This window comes from Sphingomonas sp. 67-41, from assembly GCF_001899725.1.
Classification (GTDB): Bacteria; Pseudomonadota; Alphaproteobacteria; order Sphingomonadales; family Sphingomonadaceae; genus Sphingomonas; species Sphingomonas leidyi.
In genome coordinates this window covers 13,698-29,107 of the sequence record NZ_MKWJ01000026.1, presented here as the reverse complement: position 1 = coordinate 29,107, position 15,410 = coordinate 13,698, and the positions used below count along the sequence as shown (strand labels likewise).

General features: G+C 68.7%; 15 protein-coding genes. 7 read left to right on the top strand and 8 right to left on the bottom strand.

Annotated features, from left to right (window positions below; all coding sequences use genetic code 11):
- Nucleotides 1–28 precede the first annotated feature (28 nt).
- Entirely contained in the window at nucleotides 29–1,570 is a 1,542-nt protein-coding gene (locus BGP17_RS19860; protein WP_286713327.1) for an N-acyl-D-amino-acid deacylase family protein, read from the top strand.
- Here the strand turns inward: BGP17_RS19860 and BGP17_RS19855 are convergent, their stop codons facing one another.
- The 7 genes from BGP17_RS19855 to BGP17_RS19825 form a co-directional block, all read right to left on the bottom strand.
- Nucleotides 1,571–2,767 (bottom strand): serine hydrolase domain-containing protein, encoded by a 1,197-nt coding sequence (locus tag BGP17_RS19855; RefSeq protein WP_286713326.1) that lies wholly within the window; start codon nucleotides 2,765–2,767, stop codon nucleotides 1,571–1,573.
- On the bottom strand, nucleotides 2,764–5,121 hold the full coding sequence (locus BGP17_RS19850; RefSeq protein ID WP_286713325.1) for a penicillin acylase family protein: 2,358 nt from the start codon (nucleotides 5,119–5,121) through the stop codon (nucleotides 2,764–2,766). The genes BGP17_RS19855 and BGP17_RS19850 overlap by 4 nt, the downstream gene beginning before the upstream one ends.
- A 241-nt stretch (nucleotides 5,122–5,362) precedes the next feature.
- Nucleotides 5,363–7,288 (bottom strand): 1-deoxy-D-xylulose-5-phosphate synthase, encoded by a 1,926-nt coding sequence (gene dxs / locus BGP17_RS19845; RefSeq protein ID WP_167301004.1) that lies wholly within the window; start codon nucleotides 7,286–7,288, stop codon nucleotides 5,363–5,365.
- 84 nt (nucleotides 7,289–7,372) lie between these two features.
- Complete coding sequence (locus tag BGP17_RS19840) at nucleotides 7,373–7,831, bottom strand: Fur family transcriptional regulator (RefSeq protein ID WP_167301003.1); 459 nt, start codon at nucleotides 7,829–7,831, stop codon at nucleotides 7,373–7,375.
- 37 nt (nucleotides 7,832–7,868) lie between these two features.
- A complete protein-coding gene (locus BGP17_RS19835; RefSeq protein WP_167301183.1) occupies nucleotides 7,869–8,255 on the bottom strand; it encodes a MerC domain-containing protein in 387 nt (128 codons plus the stop codon).
- Between the two features lie 207 nt (nucleotides 8,256–8,462).
- Nucleotides 8,463–9,431, bottom strand: a complete 969-nt coding sequence (locus BGP17_RS19830; RefSeq protein WP_167301002.1) for an alpha/beta hydrolase — start codon at nucleotides 9,429–9,431, stop codon at nucleotides 8,463–8,465.
- A gap of 170 nt (nucleotides 9,432–9,601) precedes the next feature.
- Nucleotides 9,602–10,279, bottom strand: coding sequence for an RBBP9/YdeN family alpha/beta hydrolase (locus tag BGP17_RS19825; RefSeq protein ID WP_167301001.1), 678 nt, complete (start codon nucleotides 10,277–10,279; stop codon nucleotides 9,602–9,604).
- A 128-nt stretch (nucleotides 10,280–10,407) separates the two neighbouring features.
- Here BGP17_RS19825 and BGP17_RS19820 point away from each other — a divergent pair, with 128 nt between their 5' ends.
- From BGP17_RS19820 to BGP17_RS19795, 6 genes are all read left to right on the top strand, one after another.
- Nucleotides 10,408–11,145, top strand: a complete 738-nt coding sequence (locus BGP17_RS19820; protein WP_167301000.1) for a TlyA family RNA methyltransferase — start codon at nucleotides 10,408–10,410, stop codon at nucleotides 11,143–11,145.
- A 69-nt stretch (nucleotides 11,146–11,214) separates the two neighbouring features.
- Entirely contained in the window at nucleotides 11,215–11,772 is a 558-nt protein-coding gene (locus BGP17_RS19815; RefSeq protein WP_167300999.1) for a TspO/MBR family protein, read from the top strand.
- A gap of 18 nt (nucleotides 11,773–11,790) precedes the next feature.
- Nucleotides 11,791–12,102 (top strand): accessory factor UbiK family protein, encoded by a 312-nt coding sequence (locus BGP17_RS19810; RefSeq protein ID WP_167300998.1) that lies wholly within the window; start codon nucleotides 11,791–11,793, stop codon nucleotides 12,100–12,102.
- Between the two features lie 103 nt (nucleotides 12,103–12,205).
- The gene (locus BGP17_RS19805; RefSeq protein WP_455431369.1) at nucleotides 12,206–12,709 is read left to right on the top strand and encodes a type III secretion system chaperone family protein; all 504 of its coding nucleotides are present in this window, start codon (nucleotides 12,206–12,208) and stop codon (nucleotides 12,707–12,709) included.
- The gene (locus BGP17_RS19800) at nucleotides 12,706–13,500 is read left to right on the top strand and encodes a pyrroline-5-carboxylate reductase family protein (RefSeq protein ID WP_286713323.1); all 795 of its coding nucleotides are present in this window, start codon (nucleotides 12,706–12,708) and stop codon (nucleotides 13,498–13,500) included. The genes BGP17_RS19805 and BGP17_RS19800 overlap by 4 nt, the downstream gene beginning before the upstream one ends.
- Before the next feature lie 62 nt (nucleotides 13,501–13,562).
- Nucleotides 13,563–14,171: a hemerythrin domain-containing protein gene (locus BGP17_RS19795; RefSeq protein WP_167300997.1), complete on the top strand. Its 609-nt coding sequence runs from the start codon at nucleotides 13,563–13,565 to the stop codon at nucleotides 14,169–14,171.
- Between the two features lie 274 nt (nucleotides 14,172–14,445).
- Here BGP17_RS19795 and BGP17_RS19790 read toward each other — a convergent pair whose 3' ends face one another.
- Nucleotides 14,446–15,396: a bifunctional helix-turn-helix transcriptional regulator/GNAT family N-acetyltransferase gene (locus BGP17_RS19790; protein WP_167300996.1), complete on the bottom strand. Its 951-nt coding sequence runs from the start codon at nucleotides 15,394–15,396 to the stop codon at nucleotides 14,446–14,448.
- Between the last annotated feature and the right edge of the window lie 14 nt (nucleotides 15,397–15,410).

Here is a 15,410-nt window from a genome sequence, read left to right as displayed (position 1 = left end):
CCGGGCAAGACAATAACGGGGGAGCGGGATGACCCAGCGGTTGACACGGCGACAGGCCATTGGCGGGGCGGTGGCTGCCGGCGGGCTGGCGAGCTGGCCCGGCCTGATCGCGCTGGCGGCCGAGCCCGAGATCCTGTTCCGCGAAGTGCTGCTCGTCGACGGGACGGGCGCCGCGCCGCGCCTGGCCAATGTGCTGGTCGCCGGCGACCGGATCGTCGAGGTTTCGGCGCCCTCGGCCGCGGGCGGGGCGATGCGGATCGTCGCCGGCGAGGGGCGGGTGCTCGCGCCGGGCTTCATCGACATGCACAGCCATGGCGACCCGCTCGACGAGAGCTACGAGGCCTTTCTCGCGATGGGCGTCACCACGATCACGCTCGGCCAGGACGGCAGCGGCCCCCGGCTGGGCAAGGACCTGGATCCGCGCAGCTGGATGGCGGCCGCCGATCGGGCGGCGATCGACCTCAATGTCGCGCTGCTCTCCAGCCATGGCACGCTGCGGCGCGCGGCGGGCGTGCCGGATTCGGTCCGCCGCCCCGATGCCGCCGGGCTCGCGCGGATGGCGGCGCAGCTCGACGCCGAGCTGAAGGCGGGAGCGTTCGGCCTGTCCTATGGCCTGGAATATGTGCCGGGCATCTATTCGGAGACGCCCGAGCTGACCAATCTCGGCAAGGTGGTGGCGCGGTACGGCGGCGTGGTGATGAGCCATATGCGCTCGGAGAATGACGAGGATATCAAGGCCTCGATCGACGAGCTGATCGCTTCCTCGCTGCCGGCGCGGCCGCACATCTCGCACCTCAAGGTCGTCTTCGGCAAGGGCGAGGCGCGGGCGCGCGAGCTGCTCGCCTATCTGGCCGAGAAGCGCCGCCAGGGGATCGACCTGACCGCCGACCAATATCCGTACGAGGCCGGCTATACCGGCATCGCTATCCTCTTTCCCAAATGGGCGCTGCCGCCGACCGACTATGCCAAGGTGGTGGCCGAGCGGCGGCAGGAACTGCGCGACTATCTGGTGCAGCGCATGACCCGCCGCGGCGGGCCCGAGGCGCTGCTGATCGGCACCAAGCCCTATGCCGGCAAGACGCTGGCCCAGGCGGCGGGGGAAGCCGGGCTGCATTATGCCGATTTCCTGATCAGGATCGGCCCGCAGAGCGGATCAGGGGCGCATTTCACGCAGGACAAGGCGTTGCAGGACGTGCTGCTGGTCGATCCCCATGTCGCCTTCTCCACCGATGGCGGCCCGGGCATGCGCCATCCGCGCGCGACCGGCACCTATGCCAAGCTGGTCGAGGAATATGTGGTGCGCGATCGCAAGCTCACGATCGAGGAGATGGTCCGCAAGGGCACCGGCTATCCGGCCCATATCCTGCGCCTGGGCGATCGCGGCACGATCCGCGCTGGGGCGAAGGCCGACCTGATCCTGTTCGATCCGGCGAAGGTGAAGGCGCGCTCCACTTATGTCGATCCCTTCGCCAGGGCCGAGGGGTTCGACCTGGTGATGGTCAATGGGAAGCCCGCCTATGAGGGCGGCGCGCGCGTTGGGAAGAGCGGGCGGCTGCTCCGCGCGCGCTGATCACTTTCCGGGCCGGGCCGCCGCCTTGCACAGATTGTCGGTCGCCAGCGCGATGCGCGATTCCGGCATGTTCCGGTTGCCGGGATCGTTCTCGACGCCGCGCGTCTCGGTGTTGAAGGCGAGCAGGGTGCCCATGTGCTGGTCGGGGCACAGGCTCAGATAGGCGCGGAAGCCGTTCTGGTCGCCATTGTGCCCGACGATGCGGATGCCGTCGGTCCGGTCGAGGAAGAAGGACAGGCCGCTCCAGGTGGTCGGCGCCATCCGGCCCTGGGTGAAGTCCTCGCCCGCGTCGATCACCGGCCGCCACATCTCCTCGAGCGAGGCCCGCTTGAGGACCAGGTCGTATTCGGCGCCGCGCTTCGGGTCGCCGAGCAGGAAGGCGACATATTTCGCCATGTCCGGCAGCGGGGCGTTGAGCCCTCCGTTCGAGACGGTCACGCCGGTATCGACGTCGAACGGGGCGGGCACGCGCTTGCCGTCGCGGATATAATAGCTGTGGGCGCGGTGGGGCAGGAGATAGGGCGGGGTGCGGTCGAAATAGCTCGATCGCATGTCGAGCGGGCGCAGGATGTTCTTGTCGACATAGACTTCGAAATCCTCGCCCGAGAGCCGCTCGATCACCTGGCCGAGATAGACGATGCCGGGGTTGGAATAGCCGAACCTGCTGCCCGGTTTGAACTGTAGCTCGGTGTAGGGGATCATGGCCTCCAGCTGCTTCCAGCCAGGCGGCTCGAAGGGCTGCCATGCCTTGTCGCGCCACGGCCAGGTGCCGTTCCGGAAGCCGGCGCTGTGGCTCATCAACTGGCGGATGGTGATCTCGGCAGGATCGCCGAAGGGATCGTGAACGCCGGCGAGCTCGGGCACGTAGCGGATGATCGGATCGTCCAGCTTCAGCAGCCCGCGATCGCGCAGCTGCAGGATCGCGATGCCGGTCATCGTCTTGGTGATCGACGCCCAGTGATAGATGGTCCGCGCATCCACCGGCACATGCGCCTCGGCATCCTGCTCGCCGAGATGGTCGGCAACGATCGTGCGGCCGTCGCGGATCAGGTAGAAGCTGCTGCCGGCGATCCCGGCCTTGGCGACCTCGGCGCGGTGGAGGGCGCGGAAATCGGCCACTGCCTTGTCGAAGCCGCGATCCTGCGCCGCGGCCGGGGCGGCGGCGAGGGCGAGCAGGAGCAGGGCGGCGCGCCTCATGCCGGCCGCAGCGTGGTGCGCGATGCGGCGCGCGCGTCGACCGCGGCGCGGCTGAACGGCATGGGCTGCATCCGGCCGCTCGCCCAGTTGCGATACTGGTCGCGATAATGCGGCGAGCGCGGGTCGATCGACTGGCCGGGCAGGATCAGCATCAGCGAATTGTCCCAGGCGCCGACGTCGATCACCTGGAGATAGCTCGCGCCGCCGCCGACCTGCCAGCCCGGGCCGGAGCCGAGCCAGCGCGCCATCACCGTATAGCCGTCGCCGCCCGAGCCTTCGCCCTCGATCGCCGGGAAGGCGCGGGCGATGGCGGGGATGGCGGAGAGCGGGTGGCGCAGGCGGACCTGGTGGAGCGTGCCATAGCGCCAGGCGGCGGGATCGGGGCCGAGCTTCTCGCGGATCGCGGTCCAGCCGGCGGCCAGCGCCGCATCGAGCATCGCGTCGCGCGCCGCCACGGGATCGGGGCCCAACCGCGTGTCGGGCTTGGCCAGCGCGTCGAGCAGGATCGAAGGGGCGATGGTGTTGATCAGCCCCTTGGCGCGGGCCGGAACGATCGCGGCGAGCATGCGCTTGCCGGCCTCGCGCCACACTGCCTCGAACAGTGCGGCGGCGCCGCTGTCGCGATCGATCCGCGCATCCCAGCCGCGCAGCATGTCGGCCGCCGGCCTGGCCGCGGCCGAGGGCGCCGCCGGCAGGAGCGCGAGGAACTGGCGGGCGGGGGTCGAGAGCGTGTCGTGCTGGAGCGCGACGCTGTCGGCCAGGCTGTGCCTGGGTTGGGAGGCGAGCACTTCGGCGATGCGATCGTAGCGATAGGGATCGCGGAAGGAGAAAGCGGGGATGCGGTCGCGCGGCCAGTCGGCGGGCAGGTTGTTCTGGTTGGCCGAGGCGAACCAGCCCTTGGCGGGATTGTACGCGCTCGGCAGCGCCTCGAACTTGCGCATGCCGGTCCAGTCGTAGCGGCCGTCGCCCGGCACGGGGAGCAGCCCGTCGCCGCGCTTGCGCACCGGCACGAAGCCGATCACCTGCCAGCCGGTATTCCCGTCGACATCGGCATAGTGGAAGTTGGTGGGCGAGGGGTGGAGGGCGAAGGCCTTGCGCAGGCCTTCCCAGTCCCGGGCCAGGTTGATCGCGATCATCGCGAAGGCGCCGTCGCCGCCCGGCTGCATCGCGATGGTGGCGAGCGCAGTGGCGCGGCGCTTCTCCGGGTTCCAGGAAAGCACCGGGCCCTGCACCGAATAGCGCAGCGTCGCCGCGACGGGCGCGCCGTCCTTCACCGCGATCGCTTCCTCGACCTTGTCGAACCGCTTCCAGCCGCCGTCGTGGCGATAGCGTTCGGGATCGGCGGGGTCGAGCTCGAGGACGAACAGGTCGCCCTGGTCGATGTGGAAATTGGTGCGGCCAAAGGCGAAGCGATCGGTATGGCCCTGCATGATGCCGGGCAGGCCGGGCGCGCCGCCGCCGATCAGGTCGAGCCCCGGCGCGGTCAGGTGCGCGATGTGGCGCGGGCTGAAGCCGCCGATGCCGAGATGCGGATCATTGGCCAGGATCGGCCGGCCGGTGGCGGTGCGCGACGGCGACACCGTCCAGGCGTTGCTGCCGGCATTGGCGCGCTCGGCGGAAGCGGCGGCCGGGTCCTGGCCGGTGAGTTCGGCCCAGGGCAGGCCGTCGATGTTGAGCACGCCCAGGTCCGCCGCGCTCACCGCCGCGGCGTCGAGCCCGTCGGGCACCTTCATCGACCAGGCCGGGCGGAGCGGGGCGACGATCGCGTCGAGATCGAGCAACCCCAGGGCGGCGAGGCGGGCGCGGCGGATCTCGTCGTCGACATTGCCGCTCGAGGCTTCGCGGGCACGCACCAGGTCGCGCAGGTCCCAGCGGATCGGGACGATCTGGAGGATGCGATATTCGAGCGGCAACAGCGAGGGATCGGCAATCACTTCGTCGATGCGCGCATTGATGCCGGCGACATAGGCCTGGGCGCAGGCCAGCACATCGGCCGGCACCCGGCGCAGCTCGGCGTCGATGTCGCCGCGATAGTGGAACAGGCGGGCATTGGCGTCGTGCCTGGCGAAGCGCGCGCCGAACGCTTCGGCCAGCCGGCCCATCTCGCGGCGATGCGACAAGTCGATCTGGAACAGCCGGTCGCGCGCGACGACATAGCCCTGGCCGAAGAACGCATCGGGGATGGTTGCGGCGCGGATGTGCGGCGTGCCCCATTCGTCGTCGACAATTTCGATCGGCGCGCTCGCCCCGCGGACGCTCTGCTGCTTCGCGGCGACCAGCCGGGGTCTCGCCACGGCGGCGCCGGTGAGCAGCGCCGTGGTCGAGCTCAGCAGGAAGGCACGGCGGTTCAGCATTGGATATTCCCCGGATGGCGCTTTGGCGCTGAGGGTGGTCCGGGCAAATGCGGCTGTCCATCGGAACATAGGTTCGACGGACATAACCTGGGGCTATTGGGGGGGAGCCTGCCCTCGCCGCTCTTCCTCGTCATCCCTGCGAAGGCGGGAATCCAGAGTTATCTGGGACGCCGCCTTGCGACCCTGGATCCCTGCCTTCGCGGGATGACGGGAATGGTATAGGAAGCTCGCCGAACTTGACCTAGGCCCGCGCCCCGTCGGTCACCACCGCTTCGTTGTAGCGCAGCGCCTTCAGCACCGTGTCGACGATGTTCTCGGCATTCAGGCCGGCCTCGGCATATTGCAGCTCGGGCTTGTCCTGGTCCTGGAACAGGTCCGGCAGGCGCATCGTGCGCAGCTTGAGGCCCGCATCGATCAGGCCCTGGTCGCTCGCCATGGTGAGGACGTGCGCGCCCAGGCCGCCGATCGCGCCTTCCTCGATCGTCACCGCCACTTCGTGCGTGGTGAGCAGGCGGCGGATCAGTTCCTCGTCGAGCGGCTTGGCGAAGCGCAGGTCGGCGACGGTGGTGGAGAGCCCCTTGGCCTCGAGCGTGTCGGCCGCTCTCAGCGCCTCGGCCAAACGGGTGCCGAGGGAGAGGATCGCCACGGTCTTGCCTTCGCGGACGATGCGGCCCTTGCCGATCTCCAGCCGCTGCGGAACCTGGGGAAGCGCCACGCCGGTGCCGCCGCCGCGCGGATAGCGCAGCGCGATCGGGCCGCTGTCGTGCAGCACGGCGGTGTGCGTCATGTGGACCAGCTCGGCCTCATCCGCCGCGGCCATCACCACCATGTTGGGCAGGGTGGCGAGATAGGTGACGTCGAAGCTGCCGGCATGCGTCGCGCCATCGGCGCCGACCAGCCCCGCGCGGTCGATCGCGAAGCGCACCGGCAGGTTCTGGATCGCCACGTCGTGCACGACCTGGTCATAGGCGCGTTGCAGGAAGGTCGAATAGATCGCGCAGAAGGGGCGCATGCCCTGCGCTGCCAGCCCGGCGGCGAAGGTCACCGCATGCTGTTCGGCGATGCCGACGTCGAAGGTGCGGTCCGGATAGGCCCTGGCGAAACGATCCACGCCGGTGCCCGAGGGCATGGCGGCGGTGATCGCGACGATCCGGGGATCGTGCTCGGCGTCCTTGATCAGCTGGTCGGCGAAGACGTTCTGATAGGCGGGCGGGCCCGGGGGCGCCTTGGCCTGGGTGCCGGTGATCACGTCGAACTTCTGGACGCCGTGATATTTGTCCGCCGCCGCTTCGGCCGGGGCATAGCCCTTGCCCTTCTTGGTGACGACATGGACGAGGATCGGCCCGTCCTCGGCATCGCGGACATTCTCCAGCACCGGGATCAGATGCTCGAGATTATGGCCGTCGATCGGGCCGACATAATAGAAGCCCAGCTCCTCGAAGAGCGTGCCGCCGGTGACGAGGCCGCGGGCGAACTCCTCGGTCTTGCCGGCCGCCGCAGTCAGGCGGCGCGAGAATTTGCGGATCGCACGCTTGGCGAGGCTGCGCAGCCCCAGATATTCGGACGACGACACCATCCGCGCGAGATAGGCGGAGAGCCCGCCCACCGGCGGCGCGATCGACATGTCGTTGTCGTTGAGGATCACCACCAGCCGGTTGCCCGCGGCCTCGGCATTGTTCATCGCCTCATAGGCCATGCCCGCGCTCATCGCGCCGTCGCCGATCACCGCGATGCCCTTGCCCGGCTTGTCGCCCAGCTTGTTGGCGATCGCGAAGCCCAGCGCGGCGCTGATCGACGTCGAGCTATGGGCCGCGCCGAACGGGTCGTATTCGCTCTCGCTGCGCTTGGTGAAGCCCGACAGGCCGCCGCCCTGGCGCAGCGTGCGGATGCGGTCGCGGCGGCCGGTGAGGATCTTGTGCGGATAGCATTGGTGCCCGACATCCCAGATCAGCCGGTCGTCGGGGGTGTTGAAGACATAGTGGATGGCGACGGTCAGTTCGACGACGCCGAGCCCGGAGCCGAGATGCCCGCCGGTCGAGCCCACGGCCGAGATCGTTTCCGCGCGCAGCTCGTCGGCGAGCTGGCGAAGCTGCTTCGGATCGAGCTTGCGCAGATCCTCGGGCGTATCGACGGTATCGAGCAGCGGCGTGCTGGGTAGATCGGCCATCCGACTGCCCTTACTCCTCCGATTCCGGGAAGTCGAACCTTGCGCGTGTGGATTTTGCGTGCAGGCGCCGTGCAGGAAGGGCGATCAGTCGCAATCCGCGCACTTGCCGCGCACTTCGATCACCGGCCGCTCGGGCGAGAAGCCCATGTCCTTGGCGGCGGCGCGCACCGTCTTGGTGATCGAATCGTCGTCGATGTGCGTGGTCTGGCCGCAATTGTCGCAGACCAGGAAGATGCAGTCGTGCAGGCAGTCGGGATGGGTGTTCGCCATATAGGCGTTGGCGCTCTCCACCCGCCGCGCGAGATTGGCGCCGACGAACAGGTCGAGGATGCGGTAGACGCTGTTGGCGGCGACCCGGCGCCCCTCCGCCCGCGAGACGGCCTCGGCAATGTCATAGGCGGAGGCTGGCTTGTCGAAGCCCGCCAGCGCTTCGAACACCCGTTCGCGCATCGTCGTCCATTGCTCGCCGGATTTCTCCAGCGTCGCCTGGGCGGCCTTGGTCAGGTCGTTGCCGTGATGCTCGTGATGGTCGTGCGCGTGCATGGATATGATGTAGGCCCGCAGGCCCCTCGCGGCAAGTTCAGTAGGTGGCGCGCCGGTTGAGATCATGGCCCAGGGCGACGAGGCTGACGCCCACCAAAGTCCAGAAAATCTCGAAATCGCCATGCGGCAGCGACAATGCGCCCGCCATGATGCCGAGCCCGAAGGCGCCCACCACCGCGGGGGCCATATAGCCGTGGGACATCACGCCCTTGACCAGCGCAAAGGCGCCGAAGCCGATCGCGAGGGTGAGGCCGACCTCGTGGATCGCCGGGTTGAGCAGGCCGCCGGCCGAGGAAATCACGGTGAGCAATATGGTGGTCGTGACGCAGTGGACGAGGCACAGCCCGCTGATCCCGATCGCGATACGATCGAGACGCGCATCAATGCCGCCCCACAAGCGGGCCAACGGAAGACTCACCGGCATGGCGCGGATATAGGGCAAGCGAGTTAAAGATACAACATAACATGCGCACGAATCTCGAGCGGGCAGCGGCGCCGTGCAACCGGGCCGGGGACGCGCATCGGATATCGGGCACGGACGCCAGGTCCGGGGACTCGTTCAGCGAACCCCGTCATCCCCGCGCAAGCGCGGATGACCGAGGAAGATCAGATGCTTGCTTGCGTTTCCAGCCTAGCCCAGCAGGCCGTGCCCCCTGGCCCAGGCGAGGAACAGTTCGGGCCAGGCATGTGCGGGCCTGCCCAGGGTGCGCGGCCCCCAGCCGAAGCCATGGCCGCCTTGCTCGAACAGATGCGTCTCCACCGGCACTCCCGCCGCCTTCAGCGCGGCGCGCAGGGCGATCGTGTTCTGGATCGGCACGGTGGCGTCGTCCTCGGCATGGCAGAGGAAGCAGGGCGGCGTATGGGCACCGACCTGGCGCTCGGGGGAATGCTCGGTGGCCATGCCGGGCGTGGCTTCCTTGCCGATCAGCAGCGTGCGCGAGCCCATATGCGCGAAGCCCGGGTCCATCGAGACGACCGGATAGATCGGCGCTGCGACGATCGGGCGCGCGTCGAGGGCATCGGCGGCGTCGATGGGCGCATGGAGCTTGCGGCCGAAGCGGGCCGCGAGATCGGCGCAGAGGTGCCCGCCGGCGGAGAAGCCCATCGCGCCGACGCGTTCGGGGTCGACCTGCCACTCGGCTGCGCGAGATCGGATCAGCCGCATGGCGCGCTGCGCATCCGCCAGGGCGACGTTGCTCGGATCGCGCCAGGGGTCGCCGGGCAGGCGGTAGAAGAGCACGAAGGCAGTGATCCCGCGCGCGGCGAGCCACGGCCCCAGTTCATAGCCCTCCTTGTCGACCACGACGCGGGCATAGCCGCCGCCGGGAATGACGAGCATCGCGGCGCCATTCGGCTGGGTCGCCCGGAATATGTCGAGCCGCGGCGTGCGGACATGATCCATCGCGCGATCGGGAAAGCCCGGATCGGCACTGCGGACCGCGACATGATCCTGCAGCGCCCGGTCGAGCAGGCCCGGCGCTTCCCCCGGCCAGAGGTTGATGCTGGCATCGGGGGCGAGGGGCCCGTGCGGCACGGCCCTGGCGGCAAGCGGGAGCAATGGGCCGGCCAGGCCGGCGGCAAGCAGGTCTCGACGATCCATGACACCGGTGTACCCGGGCGGAGGCGCTGGCGGAAGGAAAAAGGAAAAGGCGCGGGTAGGCCGGGTGACGCTCTAGGGTACGCCACCCGGCCACGCCCGCACTCCCTATTTAGGGGATTTGCGGGCAGTTACCAGTGGCGTGCGTCCGGAAGCACCGGCCACACGCCGAATCATGCATGCCGACTCAGATAATGCGCCTGGGCGGCTTCGGTTGCGTTGATCGCGAGCAGCGAGCGCGCATCCGCCGCCGTCCGGACGCGGCCGGACCGGTCCGAGGCGGCATCGAGCACGCGGTCGAGCAGTTCCTGCCCCTCGTGCCACCAGCCGATGCCGCTGGCGGCGTTGAGGTGCCCCTGCGGGCCGGCGTCGACGAAGAAGCTGCCCCAGCCCTTGGCCAGCTCGCGGGCGCGATCGATGCCGATCCAGGGATCGTCGCGGCTCGCCACGGTGATCGAGGGGAAGGGGAGCGGCTTGGCCGGCGCGGGGGCGAAGCCGGCAAGCTCGGACTTCACCTCCGGCCGGTCGACATCGGCGGGGGCCACCAGCAACGCGCCCGCCACCGGCCAGCCAAAGGGCTGGGGCGAGAGCTCGGCCCACCAGGCGACGGCAAGGCAGCCCAGGCTGTGCGCCGCCAGCACCACCGGCGCCTGGGCGCCGCGGATCGCCTGGTCGAGCCTGGTCACCCAGGCGTTGCGGTGCGGCGTGTCCCACATGCCGAGCTCGACTCGGCTGGTATCGGGACGGGATTGTTCCCAGAGCGTCTGCCAGTGCGAGGGCCCCGAGCCACCGAGCCCGGGGACGGTGAGGACGATCGGGGAATGTTCGTCGAACGGAGCGAAGATACTCATTGCAATTGCACTCCAACGGGAGGGCAGGCCGGAGCTCCAATTTATTCCCATTGAATTAGTAGGCAATAAGCCTTGCGACGGAATGATGGCCAGTTGCGCCGGGCCGAAACGGACCTAAAGGGAAGCGCATGCCCAAGCAGCGTGCCGACCAGATGCTCGTGGACCGCGGCCTTGCCGAGAGCCGCACGCGTGCCCAGGCGCTGATCATGGCGGGGCTGGTGTTCGCGGGCGATCGCAAGGTGGACAAGCCCGGCCAGCAATTCCCGGAGGAGACGCCGCTCGACGTGCGGGGGCGCGACCATCCCTGGGTGTCGCGCGGCGGGATCAAGCTGGCGCACGCGCTCGCGCATTTCGGCTGGGACGTGACCGGGGCAGTGGCGATCGACGTCGGTTCGTCGACCGGCGGCTTCACCGACGTGCTGCTGAGCAACGGGGCGGCCCGCGTCTATGCGGTGGACAGCGGCACCAACCAGCTCGCCTGGAAGCTGCGCCAGGACCCGCGCGTCATCGTCCATGAGCAGACCAGCGCGCGGATCCTGACCGAGGCGCACATTCCCGAGTTGGTCGACCTGATCGTCTGCGACGCGAGCTTCATCGGCCTGGCCAAGGTGCTCGAAGTGCCGTTCCGCTTTGCCCGGCCCGGCGCCCGGCTGGCCGCGCTGATCAAGCCGCAGTTCGAGGCGGGGCGCGACGAAGTGGGCAAGGGCGGGGTGGTGCGCGATGCCGCGGTGCACGAGCGCGTCTGCCGCGAAGTGTCCGAATGGGTTGCCGCGCAGGGCTGGACCGTCGTCGGCGTCACCGCCAGCCCGATCACCGGGCCCGAGGGGAATGTTGAATTCCTGATCGCCGCGACGCGCGAAACATAACGGCAACGCTTGCGTTTCGGCGCGCTGCAACATAGCCCTTGCGCCCACAGGATCTAACCGGAGGGCGCGTTGAGGGAAATCGCATCGAAGGGGCAGCTGAGGCTCGCCTATCTGCGATGGGCCGTGGTCACGGTGCCGTTCATTCTGCTGCTCGGCTTCACCTCGGCGCGCCTGGCGCCGTCGGGCAGCGCCAACCCGTGGTTCGCCCGGCTGGCGAAGCCCGCGATCATGCCGGAGGAATGGGTTTTCCCGGTCGCTTGGACCGCGCTCTACATATTGATGGGGCTGGCGCTGGCGATGATCATCAATGCGCGCGGGTCGACGCTGCGCGGGCCCGCGCTGGTCGTCTTCGCGGTGCAGATGGTGGCGAACCTCGTCTGGTCGCCGGTCTTTTTCGGGATGCACCAGGTGGTGCCGGCGCTGGCGATCCTCGGCGCGCTGTTCCTGCTCGCGCTGATCACCTTCGTGCTCTTCGCCCGCATCCGCGCCTTCGCCGCGGTGCTGCTGATCCCGTATCTCGCCTGGATCGCGTTCGCCGGCATGCTCCTCTATCAGATCCACCAGCTCAATCCGGACGCGGGAAGCCTTGTATCCGCGCGTCCGGCTGACGAAATACAGATCAAGTGATCGCGCGAGGAATTTGAAATGCAGACCGACAACCGCCTGTTCGACGATTTCGTGAAGTTCGTGAACGGCGCGGCGGGCACGCTGGCCGGCGTCGCCCGCGAGACCGAAGGCGCCGCGCGCGAGCGCGCCCGCGAATGGATCGGCGGGATGGACTTTGTTTCCCGCGAGGAATTCGAAGCGGTGAAGGCCATGGCCGTGGCCGCGCGCGACGAGAACGAGGCGCTCCAGGCGCGCCTCGCCGCGCTCGAGGCACAGCTGGGCGGCGCTGCCAAGCCGGCGGCCGCGCCCAAGGCGCCGAAATCGCCTAAAAAGCCGGCAGGACAAGCATAAACACCTTGTCCACAGCTTTTGCGCAGGGTTGTGAACCCCGCGCTTGTGCGGGCCCGATGCGGTTGGCAGATTCTGCCCAAGCAATCCGGCCCCAGTGGAGAAACTGATGCTCGACGAAGCGGAATTCGACCGCGACGACGCAGCCCCTATCGACATGCTCGAAAGTTATTTCGCCGCGCATGGCTGGACGCACAGCCGCGAAGAAGACGAGATCGTGGCGAAGGTGAAGGGCAGCTGGACGGAGTATGAGCTGCGCGCGATCTGGCGCGAGGACGATGGCGTGCTCCAGTTCCTCGCCTTTCCGGACATCCGCGTGGCCGACGAGCGCCGCATGGCGGTCTACGAGACGATCGGCCTGGTCAACGAGCAGCTCTGGATCGGCCATTTCGAGCTCTGGTCGCAGAGCGGCATCCTGTTGTTCCGCCACGCCGCGCTGATCGACGGCGAGGAGCCGACGCTCAGCCTGGCCCAGGCCGAGCTGCTGGTGGAGAGCGCGATCGACGAATGCGAGCGCTTCTACCCCGTGTTCCAGTTCGTGCTGTGGGGCGGCAAGACCCCGCAGGACGCGCTGGCCTCCGCGCTCATCGAAACGCAGGGCGAGGCGTGAGCGCGGTGCCCCCGGCCAGCCTCTGGCTGGTCGGCTGCGGTAACATGGCGGGCGCGATGCTCCGCCGCTGGATCGATGCGGGAACGGTGGACCCCGCGCGGGTCTTCGTCGTCAACCGCCAGGACCGCGCGCTGCCCCAGGGCGTGCGCCAGGGCAGGGCCTTCCCCGACGGTCCGCTGCCCGATGCCGTGATGCTCGGCATGAAGCCGCAGCAGATCGATGCGGTGGCCGAGGCGCACGGCGCGCGCATCGCCAGGGTGCCGCTGCTCATTTCCATCCTCGCCGGCGTCGAGCTGGCTTCGCTTGCGGGCCGGTTCCGGGCAGGGGGCATCGTCCGCGCGATGCCCAATTTGCCGGTCGCGATCGGCAAGGGCGTGGTCGGGCTGGCCGGCGATCACAGCGCGCCGGTCGACGCGCTGATGCGGCCGCTCGGGCTGGTCGAATGGGGCGACGAGGCGGGGCTGGACCGGCTCGGCGTGCTCGCCGGCTGCGGGCCGGCCTTTGTCTATCGCTTCATCGATGCGCTTGCGGCGGGCGGGGTGTCGATCGGGTTCGGCGAAGAGCAGGCGCTGCGGCTCGCCGTTGCCACGGTGGAGGGGGCGGGGCTGCTCGCCGCCCAGGCCGAGCTGCCGCCCTCGGCGCTCGTGGAGCAGGTCGCCAGCCCGGGCGGAACCACGCGCAAGGGGCTCGACGTGCTCGACGCGGACGACGCGCTCGCGGCGCTGCTGCGCGCCACGCTCGGCGCATCGGCGCGTCGCAGTGCCGAAATGGCCGCCGCGGCCCGGCGCTGACCGGAACGCGCATAGCCTCCCTTCGTTGTTGCGGCGACGGCGTAACATCGGAGTCGAGGGCCATGACGACCACCACCGCCACGCGCGACAGCAAGGGCCGCTTCACCGGATCGAAGCGGACGAGCACCACCCACAATCTCGGCGTGATCGCCGGCGCCGCCGCTGGCGGCATGGCGCTGGGCATGCTGGCGCTGCTCGGGCGCAAGGCCGTGGTGCAGGCGCCCAGCCTGCTCGCCGGCAATTGGGACGAGGCGCTCGCCACCGAGCACGAGGCGGTGCGCAAGGTGTTCGGCCAGATCGAGGCCACGGACGAGCATTCCTCCACCCGGCGCAACCTGCTGCTCGCGCATCTGAAACATGCGCTGATGAAACATGCGGTGGAGGAGGAGAATGTGATCTATCCGGCGCTGCGCGAGGCCGGGCAGAGAGATGCCGCCGATCAGCTCACCAAGGAGCATGGCTATGTGAAGCAGCATCTCTACGAACTGGAGAATATGCCCACGGCTTCGCCCGACTGGATCGCCAAGGTCCGCCGGTTCCGCGCCGAGATCGAGGCGCATATGGAGGAAGAGGAACTGCGCCTGTTCCCGATGCTGCGCGCCCAGCTGAGCGACGAGAAGAACAAGGCGCTGACGCTGGCGATGAACCGGGAAGGGTTCAAGGTGGCGTAAGGCTGGGGGGCGTCCGCTCGCACGACGACGCGATGCTTCCATCACGCGCGCAGGCGACGAGCTCGAACTTGTCGTCCGGCATAGCTTGTCTTGATCTCACATGCCAAAGGTGCCCGCCGCGTTCGCGGCGAAGCTGATCCGGGTTCGGACGGGAGCAGATGCTCCCGGACCTTGGGCAGTGACGGACAGAGGCAAATCCAAGCCGATGAGCCAGCAGGGTAGCGGGCGCGGGGAAGCTCCGTAACTGTGGCGATACGGGCAGCGCCGCTCCGCGCTACCAGCGATATTCCATGGCGACGTCGCAACGGGCATACCGGCCGCCATATAGCCGCATGATCTCCCCCGAATGCTCGAAGCCCAGCTTCTCGTAGAGATGGATGGCAGCCGCGCATTTGCGGTTGGTCAGCAGATAGAGGCGCTCCATGCCGATCTCGCGGGCGCGATCGAGCGTCGCGGCAAGGAGGAATTCGCCGGCCTTGCGGCCGCGCGCCGCCTCGCTGACACCCATCTTGGTCAGTTCGAAGACGCCCTCTTCGATCTTGATCAGCGCACAGGTGCCGACCACTCCGGAATCGGGCGTCTCGACGAACAGGATCTCGCCGCCGCGGTCGATGATCAACTCGCGCGGGCGGGTGAGGATCTGGACGTCATTCTCCTCCAGGGTGAACATCGCCTGGACCCATTCGGCATTGATGCGGTGGAAAGCCTCGGCGAGATCGTCCGAATAGGGCCGGATATTCAGCCCCTGCGGGATGTCCCGCACGCGGGCATCCAGAGACTGCCGGTCGAGCGCCGTCTCGATCTGGCCCACCTGGTCGAGGAACGACCCGTTCAGGTCTGCGCAGAGCTGTTTCACGGCCGCATCCACGCGCGGCCATATCATCGGCTTGGCCCGTGCCATCATCGCTTCGCCGGCGCTCGACAGGCGGATCGTCTTCTGGCGAAGATCGGCTTCGTCGCGGGTCGTCTCCACCAGCCCCATCTCGACCAGTCCCGCAAGCGTGCGCGTGACGACGGGTTGGCTGACGCCCAGCGCCTCCACTGCTTGTCCGACCGTGAGCGGGCCATAGCGATCGATCGCCGCGAGCATCGGGAACTGTGCCGGCTGGATCGGCAGTCCCACGTCGCGCAGGACGCGCCCCGCGCCCGCCTGCAGGCGTTCGGCGAGGCGCTTCAGGCGGCTTCCGAGAAACAGGTCGCCGAGATCTTCGAGCACGTCCGCCATCGTTCGGGCCTCAT